The 23,320-nt window shown below is 68.0% G+C and carries 20 protein-coding genes; 16 read left to right on the top strand and 4 right to left on the bottom strand.

Features of this window, described 5'->3' with window-relative positions:
- Positions 1–43 precede the first annotated feature (43 nt).
- The 5 genes from OG474_RS20075 (at position 44) to OG474_RS20095 (ending at position 4,286) form a co-directional block, all read left to right on the top strand.
- Positions 44–1,006, top strand: coding sequence for a DUF4397 domain-containing protein (locus OG474_RS20075; protein ID WP_405063864.1), 963 nt, complete (start codon positions 44–46; stop codon positions 1,004–1,006).
- A 74-nt stretch (positions 1,007–1,080) separates the two neighbouring features.
- Complete coding sequence (locus tag OG474_RS20080) at positions 1,081–1,653, top strand: class F sortase (protein ID WP_405063865.1); 573 nt, start codon at positions 1,081–1,083, stop codon at positions 1,651–1,653.
- 327 nt (positions 1,654–1,980) lie between these two features.
- Entirely contained in the window at positions 1,981–2,598 is a 618-nt protein-coding gene (locus tag OG474_RS20085; protein ID WP_405063866.1) for an L-threonylcarbamoyladenylate synthase, read from the top strand.
- A gap of 83 nt (positions 2,599–2,681) precedes the next feature.
- Positions 2,682–3,638 carry a penicillin-insensitive murein endopeptidase gene (locus OG474_RS20090; RefSeq protein WP_405063867.1) on the top strand — a complete coding sequence of 319 codons (957 nt, stop codon included), beginning with the start codon at positions 2,682–2,684 and terminating at the stop codon, positions 3,636–3,638.
- A gap of 12 nt (positions 3,639–3,650) precedes the next feature.
- On the top strand, positions 3,651–4,286 hold the full coding sequence (locus tag OG474_RS20095; RefSeq protein WP_405063868.1) for a nitroreductase family protein: 636 nt from the start codon (positions 3,651–3,653) through the stop codon (positions 4,284–4,286).
- Here the strand turns inward: OG474_RS20095 and OG474_RS20100 are convergent.
- The 3 genes from OG474_RS20100 to OG474_RS20110 all read right to left on the bottom strand — a co-directional run bounded on the left by OG474_RS20100 (position 4,283) and on the right by OG474_RS20110 (position 8,775).
- Entirely contained in the window at positions 4,283–7,441 is a 3,159-nt protein-coding gene (locus OG474_RS20100) for a glycoside hydrolase domain-containing protein (RefSeq protein WP_405063869.1), read from the bottom strand. The genes OG474_RS20095 and OG474_RS20100 overlap by 4 nt on opposite strands.
- A gap of 75 nt (positions 7,442–7,516) precedes the next feature.
- A complete protein-coding gene (locus OG474_RS20105) occupies positions 7,517–7,972 on the bottom strand; it encodes a DNA polymerase ligase N-terminal domain-containing protein (RefSeq protein WP_405063870.1) in 456 nt (151 codons plus the stop codon).
- The gene (locus OG474_RS20110; RefSeq protein ID WP_405063871.1) at positions 7,969–8,775 is read right to left on the bottom strand and encodes a SigB/SigF/SigG family RNA polymerase sigma factor; all 807 of its coding nucleotides are present in this window, start codon (positions 8,773–8,775) and stop codon (positions 7,969–7,971) included. Before OG474_RS20110 ends, OG474_RS20105 begins: the two co-directional genes overlap by 4 nt.
- 240 nt (positions 8,776–9,015) lie before the next feature.
- On the opposite strand from OG474_RS20110, the gene OG474_RS20115 reads away from it, so the two are divergent.
- The 11 genes from OG474_RS20115 (at position 9,016) to OG474_RS20165 (ending at position 22,534) form a co-directional block, all read left to right on the top strand.
- A complete protein-coding gene (locus tag OG474_RS20115) occupies positions 9,016–9,198 on the top strand; it encodes a hypothetical protein (protein WP_405063872.1) in 183 nt (60 codons plus the stop codon).
- A gap of 12 nt (positions 9,199–9,210) precedes the next feature.
- Positions 9,211–10,143: a LysR family transcriptional regulator gene (locus OG474_RS20120; RefSeq protein WP_405063873.1), complete on the top strand. Its 933-nt coding sequence runs from the start codon at positions 9,211–9,213 to the stop codon at positions 10,141–10,143.
- A gap of 94 nt (positions 10,144–10,237) precedes the next feature.
- Positions 10,238–10,975 (top strand): SDR family oxidoreductase, encoded by a 738-nt coding sequence (locus OG474_RS20125; RefSeq protein WP_405063874.1) that lies wholly within the window; start codon positions 10,238–10,240, stop codon positions 10,973–10,975.
- Entirely contained in the window at positions 10,972–11,844 is an 873-nt protein-coding gene (locus OG474_RS20130; RefSeq protein ID WP_405063875.1) for an SDR family oxidoreductase, read from the top strand. Before OG474_RS20125 ends, OG474_RS20130 begins: the two co-directional genes overlap by 4 nt.
- Entirely contained in the window at positions 11,841–12,494 is a 654-nt protein-coding gene (locus tag OG474_RS20135; RefSeq protein ID WP_405063876.1) for an amidohydrolase family protein, read from the top strand. Before OG474_RS20130 ends, OG474_RS20135 begins: the two co-directional genes overlap by 4 nt.
- 280 nt (positions 12,495–12,774) lie before the next feature.
- Positions 12,775–15,342 carry an MFS transporter gene (locus OG474_RS20140; RefSeq protein ID WP_405063877.1) on the top strand — a complete coding sequence of 856 codons (2,568 nt, stop codon included), beginning with the start codon at positions 12,775–12,777 and terminating at the stop codon, positions 15,340–15,342.
- 98 nt (positions 15,343–15,440) lie between these two features.
- Positions 15,441–16,739 carry an SWIM zinc finger family protein gene (locus OG474_RS20145; protein ID WP_405063878.1) on the top strand — a complete coding sequence of 433 codons (1,299 nt, stop codon included), beginning with the start codon at positions 15,441–15,443 and terminating at the stop codon, positions 16,737–16,739.
- A gap of 17 nt (positions 16,740–16,756) precedes the next feature.
- Positions 16,757–18,139 carry a DUF5691 domain-containing protein gene (locus tag OG474_RS20150; protein WP_405063879.1) on the top strand — a complete coding sequence of 461 codons (1,383 nt, stop codon included), beginning with the start codon at positions 16,757–16,759 and terminating at the stop codon, positions 18,137–18,139.
- A complete protein-coding gene (locus OG474_RS20155; protein WP_405063880.1) occupies positions 18,136–19,215 on the top strand; it encodes an AAA family ATPase in 1,080 nt (359 codons plus the stop codon). The genes OG474_RS20150 and OG474_RS20155 overlap by 4 nt, the downstream gene beginning before the upstream one ends.
- Complete coding sequence (locus tag OG474_RS20160; protein WP_405063881.1) at positions 19,212–21,389, top strand: DUF5682 family protein; 2,178 nt, start codon at positions 19,212–19,214, stop codon at positions 21,387–21,389. The genes OG474_RS20155 and OG474_RS20160 overlap by 4 nt, the downstream gene beginning before the upstream one ends.
- The gene (locus OG474_RS20165) at positions 21,389–22,534 is read left to right on the top strand and encodes a VWA domain-containing protein (protein WP_405063882.1); all 1,146 of its coding nucleotides are present in this window, start codon (positions 21,389–21,391) and stop codon (positions 22,532–22,534) included. Before OG474_RS20160 ends, OG474_RS20165 begins: the two co-directional genes overlap by 1 nt.
- Before the next feature lie 22 nt (positions 22,535–22,556).
- Here OG474_RS20165 and OG474_RS20170 read toward each other — a convergent pair whose 3' ends face one another.
- Complete coding sequence (locus OG474_RS20170; protein WP_405063883.1) at positions 22,557–23,309, bottom strand: polysaccharide lyase family 7 protein; 753 nt, start codon at positions 23,307–23,309, stop codon at positions 22,557–22,559.
- Positions 23,310–23,320: the final 11 nt, after the last annotated feature.

A 23,320-nucleotide genomic window follows, 5' to 3' on the forward strand; every position in this document is an offset into this window, starting at 1 on the left:
ACTCATCGCCCCCAAGCCGAGTCGTCGCAAAGAAGGGATCCGGTTGGGCACGCTGCCTCTGGCGGCCGGATCGGTTTGCGCTTACGATACGCCGCAATTCGCTGAATTCGGAGAATGTGAGGTCATTTTCCGGATCGGCAGCCAGGGGGCGAAAATGCAGAAACGCAGTGTGTTCGAACATCTTCGATCGGTATATTCGAGAATTCGAGGTCCGGTAAATCGCAGGGCCGTTCCGGTGCTGCTGGCGCTGGCCGTGGCGACCGCTCCCGCGGTGCTCGCGGTGCCCGCCGAGGGGGCCGCCGGAGGGAACGTCTACATCGTCCAGGGCCTGCCCGGGCAGAGCCTCGACATCAGCATCGACGGTCGCGAAGTGGCGACCAAGGTGCCTGCCGCGAAGCTGCTCGGCCCGATCGCTGTCTCCGCCGGCCAGCGCACGATCACCGCGAAACAAGGCGGGAAAGTGGTCATCGAGCGCCAGGTCACGGTCGGTTCCGGTGGCAGCCTGGACGTGGTGATCCACCAGCCGGCTTCACCGGGTGGCGCGCCGGTGATCACGTCGTACAACAACAAACTGACCGCCGTGCCGGCTGACAAGGCAGCCGTCCGGGTCGCGCACACGGCCGCGGTCGGGCCGGCCGATATTCGGGTGAACGGTCAGGTCCTGTTCGCGAATGTGGCGAACGGAGAATCACTCGACGTAGTCGTCCCGGCGGCGACATACAGCGTCGAGATCGTTCCGGCCGGCGCGAAGTCGCCGGTTGTTCTCGGTCCGTTGGCTTTGCCGGTGAAGGCCGGATATCTGACCCGGGTTTTCGCCGTCGGCGCTCCGAGCCAGAAGACGATGACGGTGGCGGTCGGCACGATCAAGCTCCGGCCGGCCGGGTCGCCCAAGCCGAAGGTTGTCGACACGGGAGCCGGTCCCGACCAGACCGCGGGGCTGGCCGGTATCGCGCTGCTGCTTCTCCTGGCTTCAGCGATCACCGTCCGAAAGGTGACACGCCGCTGAGGAGGCTGCTGTTCGGACTGCTGCTGTGTTGCTGCGTGGGCCTGGAGGGGTGCACCGCGCAGCTGGACGGAGCCGTGCCGAGCACCGGGGTGGACGACGCGACGCCGTCGTCCACCCCCTTCGATTCGGTGATCACCCCCTCGGCCAAGGTCTCACCGGGTCGAGTCGGTACGCCGGCGCCCAGTCAGCGGATCAGGTTCGTGCCGACCGAGGTGGTGCTGCCCGGCGGCGACCACGCACCCGTCGTACCGGCCGGAACGGTCAACGACCAGCTGCAGGTGCCGTCCGGCCCGCGCCGCGTCGGCTGGTGGGACGGTGGCGCCGAGGCCGGTGATCCGTTCGGCTCGATCGTCCTGGCCGGTCACGTCGACACGAAGACCGAGGGGCTCGGCTTCTTCGCGCGCCTGCGCAAGGCCGAGCCCGGCGAGTACGTCGTACTGCGTGCACCCGGCCGCACGGCGACGTACCGGATCAGCTCGAAGGTCTCCGTGCCGAAGGACGCACTGGCAACCCGGAGCGGTGCGTTCGACCAGACGGGCGGTCATCGGCTCGTCCTGATCACCTGCACTGGCGCCTACGACGCCGACAACGGCGGCTACGAAGACAACCTGGTCGTCACCGCCACCGCGGTCGGCCTCGCGAAATAGGCTATTCCCCGACGACCTGACGATCCGGACTGGAGAACGCGATCACGAAGATCGCTTCGCCTCTCGTACAGGTCGAGAATCATTCGGACGTCGGCCAGAGTTCCTTTCTGCACTGGCTTTCCGGCCAGCAGGCTCTGGCCGAGTGTTCCACTACAGCGGCGCGACCTCGTCGTCCGCGATGAACGACGCCGACCGCCCGTACGGCAGCTCGCTCGTCGCTCGAGAGGTGGCCCGCCGGCTCGTCGATCACTACGAGGACGCGGTGGCCGAGCGCCGTACGAACCGGTGGTTCGCGTCGCGCGCGAGCTGCAGCGGTAGGCTCGGAAGGTGGCCAGGTATTTCGATGTGCATCCGGAGAATCCCCAGAAGCGAGCGGTCGGCCAGGTCGTCGACCTGGTCCGTGACGGCGGCCTGATCGCCTATCCGACCGACTCGTGTTTCGCCCTCGGCTGCGCGCTGGGGAACCGGGAGGGGATCGACCGGATCAAGTCGATCCGGCAGCTGGACGACAAGCACCACTTCACGCTGATGTGCCAGGACTTCGCCCAGCTCGGGCAGTTCGTGCACATCAGCAACGCCGTCTTCCGCTCGATCAAGGCGGCGACGCCGGGCAGCTACACGTTCATCCTGCCGGCCACCAAGGAAGTCCCGAAGCGGCTGCTGCACCCGAAGAAGAAGACCGTCGGCGTCCGGATCCCCGATCACGTCGTGACCCAGGCGCTGCTCGAGGAGCTCGGCGAGCCGATGCTGTCGAGCACGCTGCTGCTGCCCGGTCACGAGGAGCCGATGACGCAGGGCTGGGAGATCAAGGAGGAGCTCGACAACCAGGTCGACGCCGTCATCGACGGTGAGACCGGGACCGAGCCGACCACCGTGATCGACTTCTCCGAGGACTTCGCCGAGGTGGTCCGTATCGGCGCGGGAGACCCGACACCTTTTGAATAGGGCCTTGCGCTCAGGGTAATTGATGCCGGATTGTGGCGGACGACCGTAAGTTAGTTTCTTCGACCGCCCCCGGAGGATCTCCCATGCGACGTCTCCTGGTCGTACTCCTCGCCCTGGCCCTCGCGCTCATCCCGACCACCGCGAACGCCTACGCCAACGCGTTCTTCCCGACCCAGAGCAGCGGCAACCGCGGCGCCGACGTACTGGCGATCCAGTACCTGCTGCAGCACAACAGCCAGACCGCCCCGGCCGACGGCGTCTTCGGCGCCTCGACCGTCGACGCGGCCAAGGCGTTCCAGACGGCGAAGGGCCTCGGCTCGGACGGGATCGTCGGCCCGCAGACCTGGGCCGCGCTCGTGCCGACCATCCGGTCCGGTGACAACAACGCAGCCGTCAAGGCCCTCCAGGTCGAGCTGAACGCCAAGCGCCGCCTCAGCCTCCCGGTCGACGGCGTCTTCAGTACGGCGGTCCGCGACGCGGTGGCCGCCTTCCAGACGCACGCGGGCATCGGGTCGGACGGCATCGTCGGACCGATCACCTGGCGCAACCTCGCCTGGCACTACGACTACCCGGACTTCACCGCGAACCTCTGCGACCAGGACCCCGACGGCAACGGTACGGCGGCCAACTGGGCCACCTCAGCCGCGGTCGCGCAGCTCGAGCAGGCCGCTCGCTCCTTCGCCGGCACCAGCCAGGGCAAGGTCCCGTACGGCGATGCCGGGTTCGAGCACGGTGGCGACATCCCCGGCCACGGTAGTCACGAGGTCGGACTGGACATCGACATCTGGCCGATCCGAACCGACAACAACCAGTGCACGGCCGGCCGGATCACCTGGCAGTCGGCCACCTACGACCGCGCTGCCACCCGCCAGCTCATCCAGGCGATCCACGCTGCCGCCCCCGGTCACGTGCGGATCATCTTCTTCAACGACCCCACCCTGATCAACGAGGGCCTCACCACCGAATGGCCGGCTCACGACAACCACCTCCACGTCCGCTTCTGCGAAAAGGTCCACCCCAACTCCCCCTACACCTGCTGACACACTGGTGGCATGACGCTGACGCCTGACGAGTTGCTGACCACCACCAGGACCGTGCGGAAGCGGCTGGATCTTGAGCGGCCGGTGCCCTTGGAGCTGGTGAAGGAGTGCATCGAGGTCGCGGTGCAGGCGCCGTCCGGGAGTAACCGGCAGACGTGGCACTGGATGGTCGTCACCGACGCGGAGAAGCGTGCCGCGATCGGTGAGTACTACCGGCTCGCGGTGGAGCAGTATCTGGCCGGTCCGGGAGCGGCGGGCAAGCTGCACTCCGACGACCCGGACCGTGCGCCCGTCCAGCGCCGGGTCGGCGACAGCGTCGCCTACCTGGGGGAGCGGATGGGACAGGTCCCCGTACTGGTCATCCCGTGCCTGACGGTGAGCAAACTGCCGGCGGGGAACCAGTCCGGCACGTGGGGCTCGATCCTGCCGGCCGCCTGGAGCTACTGCCTGGCTGCGCGCGCCCGCGGTCTCGGTACGGCGTGGACGACGCTGCACATGGTCTACGAGAAGGAGATCCAGGAGCTGCTCGGACTGCCGGAGGAGATCCGGCAGTCCGTGCTCCTTCCGACCGCGTTCTACACGGGTGACACCTTCAAGCCCGCCCCGCGGCAGTCACTCGACGAGGTCATCCACGTCGACACCTTCTAACTCACTTCCAGCTCGGCGAGCTGCATCCGGTAGCCGCCTTCGGAGTCCGCCCGCAGCTCGGTCGCCCGCACCTGGACGTACCGAGCTGTGGTCGTCGCAAACGTGTGCGTCACCGCCCCGGACCCAGGCTGCGGTACGTCGGTTCCACTAGCAACCTGAGTGAAGTTGACCCCGTCCACCGAGGTCTCGACCACGTAGTCGACCGGGAATCCGGCACCAGTGCTGGACCCGTCGGACCGCGCGTACAGATCGACCTTCCCGATCCGCGACGGCCCGCCCAGGTCCACGCGGACCCACTGTGATGAGTTCGCCGCGACGGACTCGCTGGTCCAGCCCATCGAGTTCCACAGCCGCGACTGGCGAGCGCCGTCAGTCAAGTTCGACCGCAGCCAGCCCTCGTTGGTGAACTCCGAGGAAGTGGACGAGCTCACCGGCCGCCCGGCCGCAAGGTTGCCGCCGGCAACCTCGACCTCGGCCAGCTGCATCCGGTAGGTCCCGAACGGATCCTGAGCCAGCCGCTTCCCGGTCACCTGCACGTACCGCACGTTCTGCGTCGCGAAGTCCACCGACTGCACACCCGTCGGCCGCGGCTGGTTCGTCCGCGCAGCGACTGTTGTCCATGAAGCCCCGTCCGCCGACACCTGTACGTCGTAGTCGACCGGGAACCCGACCCCCACGTTCGCCCCGTCCGCCCGCGGGTAGAGGTCCACCCGCCCAAGGGATCGCGCCGAACCGAGATCCACCTTGAGCGTCTGCTGGTCGGTCGCACTCGACGCCGCTCCCGACGTCCACCCCATCGAGCTGCCATCCGACGTACGACGTCCGTCGACGGCCGCGATCGCACGCCAGCCGTCACTGTCGTACGACGAGGAGACGGTCGGGGTGCTGCCCTCGGCCGGGTTCACGTCCGGGTTGAGTCGAACGTTGTCGAAGGCCACGTTCACGCCACCGCTCGCCAGCCCGACCCCACCAGCGGTGAAGGCCGAGTCGGTGACCGTGATGACCGGATCCTTACCAGTTCCGGCGTATACGGTGATCTTGTTGCCGCGTGCAACCACGCGCAACCGGTTGACCTGACCGGGTGCATAACCAACAGCCTGCCCCTTGCCGAGAGTGGCTCCGGACTTGAAGACGAAGACCTCGCCATTGTTGCGCTGGGCCACGAGATAGCCGCTCTCGAAGTCGGTCGGGTTCAGGTTGCGAACCACCAGCCCGGCCCAGTTCGTGTTGCCACCATTGGAGTTCACGCCGCGGATCTGCAGATCGACGCTCGCCGACACGTCGCCGTACGCGCGTCCCTCCAGTCCGGCGACGTAGTTCCAGCCGCCGGTGTTCGTCTGGGTGAGCGCGCCGCCCGAGACCGACCAGTCACCCGCGTTGGGCTGCCAGGACTGCGATCCAGCGCCGAAGTCGTCGGCGTACGGATAGATCTGGTCGGGTCCGCCGGAGGCCAACGCGTCGAGCACCTGCCGGTGTACGGCGTCCGCTGCGACCCCCGACTTGTCCAACGTGTAGGAGTTCATCAACAGCGAGTTCGCCAACGCGCGAGCGAGCACGGGCTTCGTCGCGGCGAGCTGGGTGAACAACTCGTAGTCCTCGACCCCGTCCAGCTGGGCCTCACTCCGGATGCTGTCGTAGAGGTCGTACGCCGGCTTGTTCGGCCGGACGATGAAGTTGTCGCCGTTCTGCGGGCCGTCGAAGGTGTTGAAGACCGGGTCCGTGTCGGCGCCCGTCGGATACCAGTAGTTCCAGCCCCAGTGCAGGTAGCCGACCGCGTTCGCCTTCCAGGCCAGCAGCGGCGTCAGCCGGGTCTTGGCCAGGTGCGACATCAGGAAGCGGTTCAGGTACGGGCCGCGCGGGCCGATGCAGTTGTAGATCCACAGCTCGTTGCCGGCCAGCCGCTTGGTCTGGAAGACGCCGACGTTGTTCTCGTACAGATCGAGGATCGGTGTGTTCGCGGTGACGCTCGCGGTCGGGTTCAGGACGGCCAGTTCGGCCTCGTTCAGCTTCGGGTTGGGGAAGTACTTGCGGTAGATCCCGTACATCCAGTTGGCCGCGTTGGTGTCCTCGGTCCGCGTCGTCTCGTCGTTCGCGCTCATGTAGAAGAGGTCGGTCAGCCCCTTGGCGTCCAAGTGCTGCTTCAGTGCGGGGAAAACCTTGTTCAGGTACGCCGTGCCCTCCGCCGAACCCGAGTTCACCGGGACCATCTGGGTCGTACCGTTGCTCGCGCGCTTGAGCATCTCCAGCTGGTTGGGAACGCCCGCTCCCGGGTTGCTCGAGATCAGCAGGTGCGGGGTGTGGATCCACTGCAGCGCCCCGGCGTCCTGGTAGATCTTGATGAACCGGTCGAAGGTCTCCCAGCCGAAGGTGTAGTTGCCCGCCGCATCGATGGTGGTGTTCGGGATCAGCAGCGCCTGGAAGTCCGCGAAGACCACGTTGTTGCGGTGCTTGGCGTGGTTACGGGCCATCGACTCGATCACCCGCCACCAGTTCGGGCTGAACATCGCGGCGTCCGGGTACTGCAGGGGGATCGCGTTGATCGTGCCGGTGTAGTCCCAGCCGGCCGACGTCGTCCAGTTGTTCAGCTTGAACGTCGACTGGTTCGTCGGCGGGAGCGTGGCCGAGGCGACAGTCACCCGGACCGGTACGACGGTGTTCCCGGCGCTGCTCTGGACGGTCGCCGTACCGGTGTAGAGGCCGGGTGTCGCGCCGGCGGGCACGCGCACGCTGTAGTGGTACGGCTGAGTGACGTTGGCGGCCAAGGTCCGCGGCGTGTTCTCGACGAGCGCGTCGTAGTACGCCGTGCCGGTGCCCTCGCGCTCCGCGTCCGGCGCCTGGAGGACCTTCGGATGCAGGTATTCACGCCGTACCGTGATGTCCGAGAGCGTCGCGCCACCGGGACCGGTCAGGTTACTCACGGCAACGGAGACGTTGTCCGTCGAAGCGGTCGGCCGGATCGCGATCTGGGCAGCCTCCGTCTCGTTGCGGGCGGCGTACAGGTCGATCGAGGTCGGCGCGTTCGCCGGTCGAGTCGCATACGGAAAGAGCCGGTCGGCGGAGTTGTGCGTCCAGACCGGCGGCGGCGCGGCTTGGGCAGGCAGCGGTAAGAGAGCGGCGAGGAGGACACCGGACAGGAGGGCGGCAGACTTGCGCATGCGGGCAGTCTTAGTCGCACTCTGTAGCCGGTCAAGGTAAGGCGGGTGGCCAAAACCGGTCAGGTCTCTTGACGCTCAGGACCGGGAGGCGGCCGCTTCTTCGATGGTTAGACCACTCAGCACAGATCGTGGCTCGGTCACCGTCAGATCCACGTCGGGATCGGCGTCCTCGTCACGGACCTTGACCAGCAGCCAGTCCTGCTTGGTGCGGGTGAAAGCCCAGGCGCCGGTCAGCTTGATGCCGTGGAACTGCACCTTGATGTGACCGCGATCGATCGCCTCGGCCGCACTGCCCGGCGTCAGATTGGTGTAGACGCCGGCGTCCCAGACGATGACCGAACCGCTTTCGTACGACGCATACTCCAGGTCGTGATCGGTGGTGAAGACGGCGAGCCGCTTCACCACCGGATCCAGGGACGGCCCCCGCGGGACCGCCCACGACTTCAGTACGCCGTTCACCTCCAGCCGAACGTCGTAGTGCAGACGCCGCGCGTCATGCAGCTGCACGACGAAGATCGGCCGGTGGCTCAAGCGGCAGCTGCCGCAGGGGGTTCGAGACGGTCGCGGAGCCGGTCGAGGATGCCGCGGAGCAGACGCGAGACCTGCATCTGGCTCACCCCGATCTCGGCGCCGATGTCCGCCTGGGTCTGGCCCTCGATGAAACGCAGCTCCAGAATCCTGCGCTCCCGGGGCTTGAGCATCGTCAGAGCCGGAGCCAGCACGGCGACCGCCTCGGTCTGCTCGAACGCCATGTCGTCATCGGCGATCGTGTCTCCGAGCCGGGCCGCGGAATCGCCGTCCAGCGGGCGATCCAGCGAGAGCACCGAGAAGCAGCCGTCAGCCGCGATGGCGTCCTCGATCTCGTTGACTTCGGCCCCTATTTCGGCGGCGAGCTCCGCCTGGGTCGGTTCGCGGTGCAGGTCCTGGACCAGTTGCGGCCGGACCGAGGCGATCGAGCCCTGGAGCTCCTGCAGGCGGCGCGGGATCCGGACCGTCCAGGAGCAGTCCCGGAAGTACCGTTTCACCTCGCCGCGGATGGTCGGTACGGCGTACGCGAGGAACGGCGTGTCCGTCGACGGATCGAAATTGCGGGCGGCCTTGACCAGGCCCAGGTAGGCGACCTGATCGAGATCGTCGGCCTCGACGCCGCGGTTGCGGAACCGCGACGCGATGCTGTGGGCGACACCGAGATGCAGCTCGATCGCTTGATCGAGCAGCTCCTGCCGGTGCGCTTCGTCGATGCTGGCGGCCCGCTCGCTCAGTAGAGCGCGGGCTTCGCTGTCCCGTTGGTCGGCACGATGCCGGGCGGGGCTGGCAACAGTGGTGCTGTTCATGTTCTGACCTCGCGACGTGAGTCACGGCGCGGCACATGTCTGGACCACGGTCAGGACCTTGCACCTCATTCCTACCCCACTCGGACCCTGTTATGCATCTTCTCGGGCCCGAACGGTTGTACTTCAGCTTCGTTGTGCTTCGTGATCAGTTCGAGTTATCGCTAACGCCGCGTCACAATGCGGTTGTAGTCTTGTCGCTGCCACCCCCAGTCTCCGCCCCTGTCACGAAGTCAGGTCGCTATGCCTCTCGCCTCTTCCCCGGCCAAAGGTTCGTCCACCACTACCTCCGGTGAGGTCCAGATCCGCGTCGGCGGTCGCTGGGTCGCCGGTCACGAGCTCGGCCGTCGCGCCGACGAGGTCCTGGTCAGCCACCACGGTCACCTGGTCTGGGTGGACCGCGGGGCGGTCCGTCCCGCGCAGTGACACACTGCCGGAGTGGAACTGCGGCAGCTGGAGTACTTCGTAGCAGTGGCGCATGAGCGCAGCTTCACGCTGGCTGCCCGTCGTCTGCACGTAGTCCAGAGCGCAGTAAGTGCTGCGATCGCGGCACTTGAACGGGACTTGAAGGTCACGCTCTTCGAGCGCAGCGCCCAACGTGTGGTGCTCACCGAGGCCGGTACGGCGTTGCTGCCCGAGGCGCTCGCGGTGATGGATGCCGTGCAGGGGGCTCGCGATGTCGTCGACGAGCTGGGTGCCGGCCTGCGCGGATCGGTGCGGGTCGGGCTGCTGCCCGGCCTCGGTCTGATCGATCTGCCGGCGGCTGCCGCCGAGTTCCGACGCCGCTATCCGAACGTCGAACTGCAACTCAGAGTGAACGCCGAAGGTTCGGCCGGAATCATGGTCGCGTTGCGTAACGGCGATATCGACATCGGCTTCCTCGGCGTACCGCATGGCAGTGTGCCGCGTGAGCTCACCACCTGGGAGCTGCTGAAGGTGCCGCAGGTGCTGGCCGTGCCGGTCGGGCATCGGCTGGCCCGGCGACGATCCGTGCGGGTGGCGGATCTGGCCGACGAGGAGTTCGTCGACTTCCCGCCGGGGTTCGGGACCCGGACGTTGATCGACCAGACCTTCGAGGCGGCCGGGATCGAGCGCCAGGTCGTGGTCGAGGCGCTCGGAATCGAGAACGGTGTCCAGTTCCTGGCCCAGGGCGTCGGCCTCGGCATCCTCCCCGAGTACGCCGTCGCCGGGCTGGACGCGATCCGCGTCGTACCGATCGTCGACGAGACCTTCCAGTGGTCGCTCTACATGGCGACCCTGCGGAAGCGGAAGCCGACCGCGGCGTTGCGGGCGCTGCTCGGGTTGGTCGGCACGCATCTCAAGCAGCCGCCCGGGACCGAGCTGGGCGAGCAGATGCATCAACAGAATTGAACCTGCCATCGACTTGAGTCGTTGGACTTGATCCATCGTCCGGAGCACGATCGAGATGTCAGTAAGAACGGCATCCAGATCGAAGGACAAGACGATGAGCGAGAACACCAGGGTTGCGATCGTGACCGGCGGATCGAGCGGGATCGGTCGCGAGGCCGCGGCCCGGCTCGGCCGCGACGGCTTCGCGGTGGTGATCGGGTACTCCGGCAACAAGGACCGCGCCGACCTGGCGGTCAAGGAGGTCGAGGCCGACGGCGGCCGGGCGATCGCCGTCCAGGCCGATGTCGCCGACGAGAACGCGGTGACCGCGCTCTTCGACACCGCCGAGCAGGAGTTCGGTGGGGTCGACGTGGTGATCAACGCGGCCGGCATCATGCCGCTCGCGCCGCTGGCCGAGCTCGACCTGCAGGTCTTCGACGACATCATCCGGACCAACCTGCGCGGCACCTTCGTGGTGAACCAGCAGGCCAGCCGCCGGGTCCGCAACGGCGGCGCGATCGTCAACATCTCCAGCTCGCTGACCCGGCTCGCCCGCCCCGGCTACTCGGCGTACGCCGCGAGCAAGGGTGGCGTCGAGGCGATCACGCTGATCCTGGCCCGCGAGCTGCGCGGCCGCGACGTCACCGTGAACGCCGTCGCCCCCGGCCCGACCGCGACCCCGCTGTTCCTCGACGGCAAGCCGCAGGAACTGATCGACCGGATCGCCGCCGAGCCGCCGCTCGAGCGCCTCGGGCAGCCGTCCGACATCGCCGAGATCATCGCCTTCCTGGCCGGCCCCGCACGCTGGATCAACGGCCAGGTCATCTACGCCAACGGAGGTTCGGCAGCATGATCGTCCTGATCAGTGGTGCATCGAGCGGCTTCGGCGCTCTGACCTCGCGCGCTCTCGTCGACGCCGGCCACATCGTGTACGCCGGTATGCGTGACCTCGCCGGCCGGAACGCGACCGCGGCGGCCGAGGCTACCGCTTACTCCGAGAGGTTGCGGCCGGTCGAACTGGACGTCAGCTCGGAGACCTCGGTGCAGCAGGCGGTCGACACGGTGGTCGGCGAGCAGGGGCGCATCGACGTACTGATTCACAATGCCGGTCACATGGTCACCGGGCCGGCCGAGGCGTTCACTCCGGAGCAGGTGCTCGATCTCTACGACACCAACGTCGTTGGGACTCAGCGGCTCAACCGGGCCGCCCTGCCGGTGATGCGTGCTCAGCAGGACGGGTTGGTCGTTTGGGTCGGCAGTTCGAGCACGCGCGGCGGCACCCCGCCGTACTTGGGGCCGTATTTCGCGGCGAAGGCCGGGATGGACGCGCTCGCGCAGAGCTACGCGCTCGAGCTGGCGCGGTTCGGGATCGAGACGACGATCGTCGTACCGGGTGCTTTCACGCACGGCACCAACCACTTCCTGCACAGCGGTTCGCCGGCTGACACGGACGTGGTTGCGGCGTACGAGACGAAGTACGCCGGTCTGATGGAGCAGGTCGGTCAGCGGCTGGCCGAGATCGAGCCCGAGTGGTCCGACGTCGGCGAGGTCGCGCGGCTGATCGCGTCCGTGGTCGACATGGAGAAGGGCACCCGCCCCTTCCGCGCGAGCTACGACCCGTCGGACGATGGCGCGATCGTGGTCAACGCGGTCGCCGACCGAGTCCGCGCCCAGCTCCTGCACCGCATCGGCCTGGAAGACCTTCTTCACCCGGTCGCATGACTGTGTACACGCACTTCCTGCCGCCGGAGTACGTCGCGGCGGCCGAGCGAGCCGGGCATCTCCGTCCTGACGGGCTGCCCGGCTGGCCGACGTACCAACTGCCGGACGATGCGGTGCTGTCGATCCCGTCGCCGGGCGTGCACTTCGGCGACGACTTCCGCGCGCAGGTCCTCTCCCGCCGCGTGAACGAGCTGGCCGCCGAGCTCTGCCGCGACCACCCCGGTCGCACTTTCCTGGCAAGCCTGCCGCTACCCGACGTCGACGCCGCCCTCGCCGAACTCGACTACGCGTACGACGTCCTGCACGCCGACGGCGTCATCCTGCTCAGCAACGTCACCGGCCTCTACCCAGGCGAGCCCTCGTGGGAACCACTCTGGCGAGCCCTCGACCAACGCTCCGCCCACGTCCTGCTCCACCCGACGTCCCCGCCCCAATGGCGTCAGGTCGCCCTCGACCGCCCACGGCAACTCATCGAGTTCCCCTTCGACATAGCCCGAGCCGTCACCGACCTGACCCTCACCGGCGTCCTGACCCGGCACCCCGAAATCCACTTCACCATCTCCCACGGCGACCTACTCGACTGCCTGGCCGACCGCATCGAAGAGTCCTCCCACTGGAAGACCTTCACCCACACCGACTGCTGCCGATGAGGGGTACCCCGGCGGGCCCTGACAGCTCCGCCGGGGTGGCTTGTGTTGTTGACTCAACAAGCACCGGATCGTACGTGGCAAACGCTCTCTGGGGCAGGGGGCGTCTCAGCAAGAGAGCAGGTGGGCAGCCGATGACGGGTTCCTGACGCGGCGGGCTTATCGTTGGTAGTTGCAACCAAATACCTGGCTGGGTGAGGACGACGCCGGCCGCTTCCGCCTCGAGGGACAGTGCTGATCCACTGCCCTCGGCCGAAGCGACCCCGCGGATGAACGGAACCCGATGTCAGCCACCCGGACCGAGGCCACCGCTTCGGCAACGGCTCAGCTCGAAGCCCCCACGCGTTACCGATCCCAGTACAGCTCCGAGGAGCCGGCGGCCGCCGTACCGGCGTCTTCTTCGGCTGCCGATCCTGAGCTCACGCATCGGCAGATCCTGGAGATCCTCGCCGGTCTGCTGGCCGCGCTCTTCACCGCGGTGCTCAGCTCGACGATCGTCAGCAACGCGCTGCCGACGATCATCGCCGACCTCGAGGGTTCCCAGACGCAGTACACGTGGGTCGTCACCGCGAGCCTGCTGGCGATGACCGTGTCGACTCCGGTGTGGGGCAAGCTGTCCGACCTGATGAGCAAGAAGCTGCTGGTGCAGCTCGCCATCATCACGTTCGTGATCGGCTCCGCGCTCGCGGGTGCGGCGCAGAACGTGCCGTTCCTGATCGGTGCCCGCGTCCTGCAGGGGCTCGCGATGGGCGGCCTGATGGCGCTGGCGCAGGCGATCATCGGCGCCGCGATCCCACCACGCAACCGCGGCCGGTACTCCGGTTACATGGGTGCTGTGATGGCGGTCGCGACCGTGTCCGGTCCGCTGGTCGGTGGCGTCATCGTCGATACCTCGTGGCTCGGCTGGCGCTGGTGCTTCTACGTCTGCGTACCGCTCGCGGTCATCAGCCTGATCATCCTGCAACGCTTCCTGCACCTGCCGGTGATCAAACGACAGATCAAGCTCGACTACCTCGGCGCCGTACTGATCGCGGGCGCGGCCAGCCTGCCGCTGATCTGGGTCTCGTTCGCCGGGCAGCACTTCGCGTGGTGGTCGTGGGAGACCGGCGCCTACCTCGGCGGTACGGCGTTGCTCGCGATCCTGGCCGTCGTCGTCGAGACCCACGCGCGTGACCCGCTCGTCCCGGTCTCCGTGGTCCGCGAACGGACGACCGCACTCGCGATCCTGGCCAGCCTGGCCGTGGGGATCGCGATGTTCGGCAGCGCGGTGTTCCTGGGGCAGTACTTCCAGGTCGCGCGCGGCTACAGCCCGACCGAGGCCGGGCTGCTGACCATCCCGATGATGCTCGGTTCGTTCTTCGGATCGGTCGGGTCGGGGCAGCTGATCACGCGGTACGGCAAATGGAAGCGGTACCTGGTGCTCGGCGGACTGTTCCTCACCGCCGGCCTCGGCGTGCTCGGGACGATCGACCACGAGAGCGCCTATTGGTACGTCGGGGTCGGGATGCTCGCGATGGGCATCGGCATGGGCATGATGATGCAGAACCTGGTGCTCGCCGTACAGAACACCGTCGACGTCAGCCAGGTCGGCGCATCGAGCGCGACCGTCACGTTCTTCCGCAGCCTCGGTGGTGCGGTCGGTGTCTCCGTCCTCGGCGCAGTCCTCGCGACCCGCGTCACCGACCTGATCACCCGCAACCTCCGCGCCCTCGGCCCCGAAGCAGCCGGCGCCGCACCGGGGGGATCCGGCGGCTCGGTCCTGGACGTCAACGCGCTCCCGGCCCCGGTTGCCGAGATCGTCCGCCACGCCTACGGCGACGCCACCGGCCACATCTTCGTCATCGCCGCCGCAGCCGCAGCAGTCAGCCTCCTAGCCGTCCTCTTCATCCGCGAAGTCCCCCTCCGCCAAACCGTAGCCATGACGGACGAAGACCCCACCGACCTATCCGCCGCAGCAGCCTCCGGAGCCGCCGGATCCGGAGTAGTCCCCACAGCCGATGGGACAGGTGCGGGGAGCGCGGCCGGGGTGAATGGCGCTGGGCCGGGTGTCGTTGCAGGTGTTGAAGGGTCAGGAGCCGACGGTGCCGAGCCGGGAGAGGACGGCGTGCTGGTTGTGGTGGGGCATTCGGTTGATGATCCGGCGGAACGTGCGGCGGTGGTTGCGCTTGATGTGATCACCTCGGCGGAACGCATCGCGCGTGAACGTGAACGCGAGGCCAACGAGCACGTCCAGGCCGCCGCGACCACGATCCGCCAGATGCGTACCGACGTGGCCGACCTCTTCACCCGCGTCGACCAGCAGATCGCCGCCCTCGAGGACACCCTCCCCGACGCGATCCCGCAGCCGGCAGCCGCCATCCTCGATGCTCAACGCCAAGCGGGCGAGCTCTCCGACGAACTCCGCCGCTACGAACTCAGCGTCCTCAGCGCCAGCCAACGCACCGCCGACCACCTCCGCGAAACCGCCAAGTCCGAGGCCGACCAGCTCCTCGCCGAAGCCCGCGCCGAAGAACAAGAGATCCGCACCCGCATCGCCGAACTGGAAGCAGTAGAAACCCGCCTCCTCAGCAAGATCCGCGACGGCCTCTCCAACACCCCCACCCCACCCCCCGCACCCCCAGCAAGCTCAACCGACCCCGCCACCCCGCCACACCCCAACGGCGAGCCCGCCGCCCCACCGCACTCCAACGGCACTCCGAACTACGCGGACGCCCCGGCGCCCGCCGTACCGGCGCCGTCCATCCCAGCACCGCACGCCGTCCTGCCCCCGTCCCACCACACCGGCAACGGCTACCCCGACCACGCCACCCCCACCCACCCAGACGTAGAACACCGCCAACCCTTCGGCTGACCAACCTCCCATCTGATGGGGGAACCCACGAGCTTGCCGTCGACCACCAAATGGGGTTTGAGCTTCGGGGTGTCGGGGGTGGGTGGGATGCTTTCGGGGTGGAGACGTGGGATGCGGAGCGGGTGCTTGCGCTTGCTTCTGATCCTGCGTCTGCGAAGGCTGGGCAGGGGTTGGCTCGGGGCGCGAAGTGGTCGGGGACGGGGAGCTCGGAGCGCGCGGTGTGGGGGTTGTGCCAGGGGAGTGGCAAGCAGCCGTACCAGACCGCGGTCGATCTGAGCGGTCCGGCGTACAAGTGTTCTTGTCCGAGCCGGAAGTTTCCGTGCAAGCACGCGATCGGGCTGCTGTTGTTGTGGGCCGGCGGTGAGATCCAGCCGGCTGACGAGCCGGAGTGGGTCGATGCGTGGGTCGGCCAACGTGCGACGCGAGCCGAGCGGCCGGAGCGGAAGCCGGGTGAGGTCTCCGATCCACTGGCCGCGCAGGAGCGGGCGTCGCGCCGGGCTGATCGGGTGTCCGCGGGGATGGCGGAGCTGTCGAGCTGGCTCGAGGATCAGGTCCGGCAGGGGCTGGGCGGATTCGACCAGCGAGCGTACACCGAGCTGAGCCGGCTGGCCGCTCGCATGGTCGACGCACAGGCGCCAGGTGTTGCTGGAGCGGTACGGCGAGCAGCCGCGGTCGTCGGGCGTGGTCACGGCTGGCCGGGGGAGCTGCTCGAGGAGTTGTCGCTCATCCACCTGGTCGTCGCCGCCCACGCCCGCCTCGCCGACCTGCCGCCAGCACTCGCGGACACCGTGCAATCGCGCATCGGTTGGACGGTCGAAACCGCGCGCGTCCTGGCCGAGGGTGAGAAGGTCGAGGACGACTGGCTGGTACTCGGCCGCATCATCGAACCCGACGACCACCTCACCGTCCGCCGCGTTTGGTTGCGCGGAGCGACAACCGGCCGCCTCGGCCTGATCCTGAACTTCGCCGCCGGCGGCCGCCAACTGGACCCGCTCCCCGCCCGCCCAGGCGAATACGTCCCCGGCGTCCTCTCCTTCTATCCGGGAGCCCTGCCGATGCGCGCCCTGCTCACCCAGTCCGCACCCCGCCTCCCCGCCCCGCGCCCCTCCGGATCCACCGCCCACCAAGCCCTCGCGTCGTACGTCGAATCCGTCGCCGCCGACCCTTGGAACGAACGCTGGCCGCTTGTCCTCCAAGACGTCCGACCAGCCCGGTACGGCGAAGGTTGGGCGCTCGTCGATGCCGTCGGCGATGCCCTGGAACTCCTGCCCGGCGTGGATCCGTGGAAGCTCCTCGCGGTCTCGGCTGGTGCCCCGATCACCGTCGCCGGCGAATGGAACCGTGCCGGATTCCGCCCGATGACCTGCTGGCACGAGGATCGGCCGGTGATCCTGTGAAGGGCTGGGACGGGTTGGTGAGTTCAGCGCTGCTCGGGACCGAGCGGCGGCCGACACACTTCGAGGAGCTGCCGGAAGCGATTCAGGAGCGCCTAGGTGAGGGCGGTCTGCTGGACGCGGCCGCGTTGGCAACCCTCTACCGACGCGCCGGACGCAAGCCGCTGCGTGAGGTCGAACCGTTGCCGACCGCCCCTGGCGAGGACCGTCCCCTGCCGCGTCCCGTAGCGATCCGCCGACTCGCCGCGATGCTCGGCGGCTTCCAGACAACGGCTCTCGGTGAGTGGTTGCGAGCCGCGGATGAGCGCGGCTGGGGTGTCCCCCCGGAGTACCTGCCGGCCCTCGCCGATCACGCCCGCAACCGCGCGGAGTACCGACCGCTCGTGATCGCGGCTGCTGGACGACGTGCGCATTGGCTGGCAGAACTCAACCCAGACTGGCGATTCCTCCATGCGGCCAGTGCCGACAGCAACAACCCCGAACTCTGGACCCACGGCGACCCCATCCAGCGCCGCAGCTGGCTCCGCGACCAGCGCCGTACCGATCCGGCCGCAGCACTCGAGGCCCTCCGCGAGGTCTGGCCGACCGAATCCGCCGCGACCCGGACCGACTTCCTTGGCCTGCTGACCGAAGGGCTGTCTGCAGCCGACGAGGAGTTCCTCGAAGCAGCACTCGACGATCGGTCCCGAGAGGTACGGCGAGTCGCGGCGACCCTGCTCACCCGACTACCGGGCAGCCGCCTCGGCCAACGCATGATCGAGCGGCTCAACTCGCATCTCCTGGTCAGCCAAGGCGTAATCGCAGTAGACCTCCCCCGACAGCTCAACGCGTCCATGGAACGCGACGGCCTCGACTCCCAGCTCACCGAAGGAATCGGCAAGCGCGCCAACTGGTTCCGCCAAATCGTCGCCGCCACCCCGCTCACCGCGATGGACCTCGCCTGGCTGCAACTCCCAGTCGAGGGCTGCGCTCCCGAAGTACTGCAGGCCGGCTGGACCGAAGCGGCTATCCGCGAGCGATCCGCCGACTGGGCCCGCGAACTGCTGCGCACCAACGCGAACACCGGCACCCGCAGCCCGGCCGAGCTCCTGAGGCTCCTCCCCGCCGACGAGTGGGCCCGAGCCGTCGAGGCCCTCCGCAAAACCGTCGACATCACCGAGCTCGTCGGCGGCCTGCCCGTCCCGTGGCCGACCTCCCTCGCCACCATGCTGCTCGACCAGTTGGCCAAGGTCGGCACCGCCCGCGACTGGGCCCGCCTGGCCAGCGTCACTGCCCGCGCCGCCCCTCCCGACGTACTGGATCACCCGATCACCCGCGAACCGACCGGCGAAGAAGACACCTGGCGCCGCCGACTCGTCGAAACCCTGACCTTCCGCCGCGAGCTCTATGAGGAGTTGACATGACCGAAGTACTGCGGCCGCATGCCGAGACCGAGTACGCCGGGGAGCTGGCCGCGTTGGCGGCGGCGGACGATCGCGCACGGCCGCCGGCGTGGTTGTTGTCGCCTGCGGCGGTGGTCACCTATCTGCTGGGCGGTCGGGCGGGAGATATCGAGATCACGCCCAAGTACGTCGGACCGCGGCGGCTGATCGAGGTTGCCGTGGCGACGTTGGCGACTGACCGCGCGCTGTTGCTGCTCGGAGTGCCTGGTACGGCGAAGACGTGGGTGAGCGAGCATCTCGCGGCGGCGATCAGCGGGGACTCGACCTTGCTGGTGCAAGGGACCGCGGGGACGGCTGAAGAGGCGATTCGGTATGGGTGGAACTACGCGCAGTTGATTGCCCAGGGCCCCAGTGAGGCGGCGTTGGTACCGAGTCCGGTGCAGCGGGCGATGGCCGACGCGAAGATCGCGCGCATCGAAGAGCTGACCCGGATGCCGTCCGATGTGCAGGATGCGCTGATCACGATCCTGTCCGAGAAGACATTGCCGATCCCCGAGCTGGCGACGGAAGTCCAAGCCCGTAAGGGATTCAACGTCATCGCGACGTCCAACGATCGGGACAAGGGCATCAACGAGCTGTCCAGCGCACTGCGCCGCCGGTTCAACACCGTCGTGCTGCCGCTGCCGGACAACGCGGAGGACGAGGTCGAGATCGTCTCCCGCCGGGTCGCGCAGCTCGGGGCGGCGCTCGAGCTGCCGCAGGCCGATGACGCGCTCGACGAGATCCGTCGCGTGGTGACGATCTTCCGCGAACTGCGGTCGGGACGCACTGAGGACGGCCGTACGGCGGTCAAGTCGCCGTCCGGCACGTTGTCGACCGCGGAGGCGATCAGCGTGGTCACCGGTGGTCTCGCGCTCGCCGCGCACTTCGGGGACGGCGTGCTGCGGCCGACCGATGTTGCCGGCGGCATCCTCGGCGCCGTGGTCAAGGATCCGTCGGCCGATCGGGTCGTCTGGTCGGAGTACCTGGAGACCGTGGTTCGTGAGCGGGACGACTGGGCGCCGTTCTACCGGGCGGCCCGAGAGATCTCCGGATGACCGTTCACCTGTTGGGGATTCGGCACCACGGGCCGGGGTCGGCGCGGGCGGTCGCGGCTGCGCTGAACGAGTTGCGGCCGGACGTCGTACTGATTGAAGGGCCGCCGGAGGCCGACAAGGTGGTCGAGCTGGCGGCGTCCGAGGAGATGGAGCCGCCGGTCGCGTTGCTAGCTTATGCGGTGGACGATTCGACGCGGGCGGCGTTCTGGCCGTTTGCGGTGTTCAGTCCGGAGTGGCAGGCGATCAAGTATGCGCTGGCGGCCGAGGTGCCGGTGCGGTTCTGCGATCTGCCGGCCGCGCATCAGTTCGCCTCGTCCGGTCGCGAGGGTCGGCGCGGGGTGTCGATGGATCCCCTGGCGACGCTCGCGAACGCGGGTGGGTACGACGATCCCGAGCGCTGGTGGGACGACGTGATCGAGTCGCGGCGGGATGGTGCCGAGCCGTTCACCGTGATCGCCGACGCGATGCGCGAGCTGCGTCACGATGAAGAAGCGAGTGGCCGGGAGGCGCAACGTGAGGCCTTCATGCGGACCGTACTGCGGAAGGCGATCCGCGAGGGTTTCGAACGGATCGCCGTGGTCTGCGGTGCGTGGCATGTGCCCGCGTTGGAAGCGCCATTGCCTCCGGCAACACATGACGCGCGCATCCTGAAGGGTCTGCCGAAGCGGAAGGTTGCCTGCACCTGGGTGCCGTGGACGCACGGTCGGCTCGCGGCGGCCAGTGGGTACGGCGCCGGTATCACCTCCCCTGGTTGGTACCACCACCTGTTCACCGCGCCGGATCAGATCACCACGCGCTGGCTGACCAAGGTCGCTCAGGTCCTGCGTGCCGAGGACCTGCCGGTGTCGAGTGCGCACGTGATCGAGGCGGTCCGGCTCGCCGATACGTTGGCCGCGTTGCGCGAGCGTCCGTTGGCTGGTTTGAGCGAGGTGACCGAAGCAACGAGAGCAGTGCTCTGCAATGGGAACGATGTTCTCCTCAACCTCGTCACCCGGGAAGCGGTCGTCGGGGAGCTGCTCGGATCGGTGCCGGGCGAGACACCGCAAGCACCGGTGGCCGCCGATCTTGCGGCTCAAGCGCGGCGGCTCAGACTGCGCAGGGATGCGACCGAGCGGGTGATCGAGCTCGACCTCCGCAAGGCGAACGACCTGCAGAAGTCGCGGCTCCTGCATCGCCTGCGGATTCTCGGCGTTCATTGGGGCGTCCCGGCGACCGACGAGCGGCGCGCACAAGGCACCTTCCGCGAGATGTGGAAGCTGACCTGGGATCCCGGCCTCGAGGTCGAACTCGTTGCCGCCGGCGCCCACGGTACGACGGTCGTCGGCGCGGCGACCACCGTCATGCTCGCGGCCGCCGACGATGCGAACACGCTGGCTGACGTCACCGCGGCGCTGGAGAAGTCGTTGCTGGCGGCACTCGAAGACGCCCTCCCGGCACTCTTGCAAGGCGTCGATACCCGAGCTGCGGCCGATGCCGATGTCGGTCATCTGATGGCGGCGCTTCCCGCGCTGGCCCGATCCTCCCGGTACGGCGACGTCCGCGGTACCGACACCGCCGGCCTGGCCTCGGTCGCCGGTCGGATGGTGTCCCGGATCTGCGCCGGCCTCGGACGCACCGTCCACGGACTCGATCCGGACGCGGCGACCGCCGTACAGGAATTGATCGACGGGGTGCAGGATGCGACTGCGCTGCTGACCGAAGAGGTGCGGGACGAGTGGCTGGAAACCCTGCAGGGGTTGAGTGATCGGCCGTCCGTGCCGCCGTTGATCCGCGGGCGGTTGACGCGGTTGATGCTCGATACGTCGAGAATCCCGGACGCCGAGATCGCCCTCCGGCTGGGTCGTGCGCTCTCGCCCGGTACGCCGACCGCCGATGCGGCCGGGTTCGTCGAGGGCTTCCTCGCGGGTGGTGGCCTGCTGCTCGTGCACGATGAGCGGTTGCTGGCGTTGGTCGACGCGTGGCTGGGTGGGATCCCGGATGACGCGTTCGTCGAGGTGCTGCCGTTGCTGCGGCGTACCTTCGGCACGTTCGCCGCGCCCGAGCGCCGGACGATCGGCGCCCGGGCCAAGGTGCTGGCCGATCCCGGCAGTGTCGTGGTTGCTGATGACAACGATCTTGACGCCGAGCTGGCCGCCTCCGTGCTGCCGGTGGTCGCGCAGCTGTTGGGGGTCTGATGAACGAGCGACTACGCCGCTGGCGACTCGTCCTGGGCAGCGAAGCCGACCTCGAGGCCGGTACGACGCTGTCCAGCGCCGACCAGTCCATCGACAAGGCCCTCGCCGCCCTGTACGACGCGTCGCCCGGCGAGCATGGTGGTCAACGGGCCGCCGGGCTCGGGTCGTCGGCGCCGCGGGTCGCGCGGTGGCTGGGTGACATTCGGCAGTACTTTCCGAGCACCGTCGTACAGGTGATGCAGCGCGACGCGGTCGATCGGCTCGGGATCACCCGGATGCTGATGGAGCCGGAGCTGCTGAACGCCGTTGAACCGGACGTGCATCTGGTCAGCACGCTGATGGCGCTCAACGAGGTGATGCCGGAGGAGACGAAGCAGACCGCGCGCGAGGTGGTCGGCCGGGTGGTCGCCGAGCTGGAGGCGCGGTTGGCCGAGCGCACCAAGGCGGCCGTCACCGGTGCGCTTGATCGCGCCGGGCGGACCGGTCGGCCGCGGCACTCCGATATCGACTGGGACCGCACGATCCGGGCCAACCTCAAGCACTTCTCACCGGCGCTCGGCACGATCGTCCCGGACCGCCTGATCGGCTATGCGCGACGCAATCACAGTGTGCAGCGGGACGTTGTACTGGCGATCGATCAGTCAGGTTCGATGGCGGAGTCGGTCGTGTACGCCGCGCTGTTCGGGGCGGTGCTCGGGTCGATCCGGACGTTGAAGACGAGCCTGGTCGTGTTCGACACCGCGGTCGTCGATCTCACCGACCAGCTGGACGATCCGGTCGACGTACTGTTCGGGACGCAGCTCGGGGGCGGGACGGATATCAACCGGGCGCTCGCCTACTGCGAGCAGTTGGTCACCAAACCCTCCGAGACTGTTCTCGTGCTGATCTCCGACCTTTATGAGGGTGGGGTGCGCGAGGAATTGTTGCGGCGTGCCCGTGGTTTGGTGGAAGCGGGTGTGCAGGTGATCGCGCTGCTGGCACTGGCCGACTCCGGCACACCCTCGTACGACGCGGAGAACGCGGCCGCGCTCGTGGAGCTCGGCGTACCGACTTTTGCTTGCACACCCGACCGTTTTCCGGACCTGATGGCGGCCGCGATCCGTCGCGACGACATCGCCGGCTGGGCCTCGACCAACCTGTCGTGAAGGGATCGAGGCCCAGTGAACGTCAGCTGTGGGTTACGGTGACGCTGTAGATGACGTTCTCGCCGTAGTTGCTGGTGTCGCAGGGCGAGGAGTTCGTGCAGTTCGCCTGGGTGTAGACGCCGGCCTTGAAGTAGCCGCCGGTGAACGACTTCAGGATCGTTGCCTGTAGCACGTTGTTGTAGTAGGCCTTGATCGAGCCGTTGCTGACCACGAACTTGGCCTGGAACCGCTTGCCCAGCGTGTAGTTGCCGTCGACAAGCTTGTAGTGCGTGTCGTTCTCGTTCGTGACGTACAGGCTGGTGCCGTCCAGGCGGAACGTGGACATGTCGTTGCCGTTGTGGATCTGGCCGGCGACGACCTGCGGCTTGGTGTTCGGGCGGTGCGTGATCGCCTGGTCGATGATCATCGTGTGGACGCCGGAGGTCGAGGACCACGACGCGGCCGCCGTACCGCGCATCTCGCGGAGTTCCGAGCGGGCGTAGGTGGTGTTCGGGGTGGTGACGCCGTTCACCGCGTTGCGGAAGCGGACGCCGTTGCAGTTCGGCTGGTCGATGAACCACGGGCTCAGTTCGTAGGAATCGAGCGACGGTTGGCCGACCTCGAGCACCTGGGTGCCGGACTGGTTCGGGTTGTCGACGGGCAGTTGCACCTTCCAGTTGGCCAGATTCAGCACGTCGGCAGGCGTGGAACAGGCGGTGGGAGCGGCAACTGCGAGGGGTGTTGCGGCTGCGGTCGCGCTGAGCAGCGCGGCGGCGACGAGTGCTCGGACGAACATGCTGTTCTCCT

It is taken from the genome of Kribbella sp. NBC_01505, from assembly GCF_045040285.1.
Taxonomy (GTDB): Bacteria; Actinomycetota; Actinomycetes; order Propionibacteriales; family Kribbellaceae; genus Kribbella.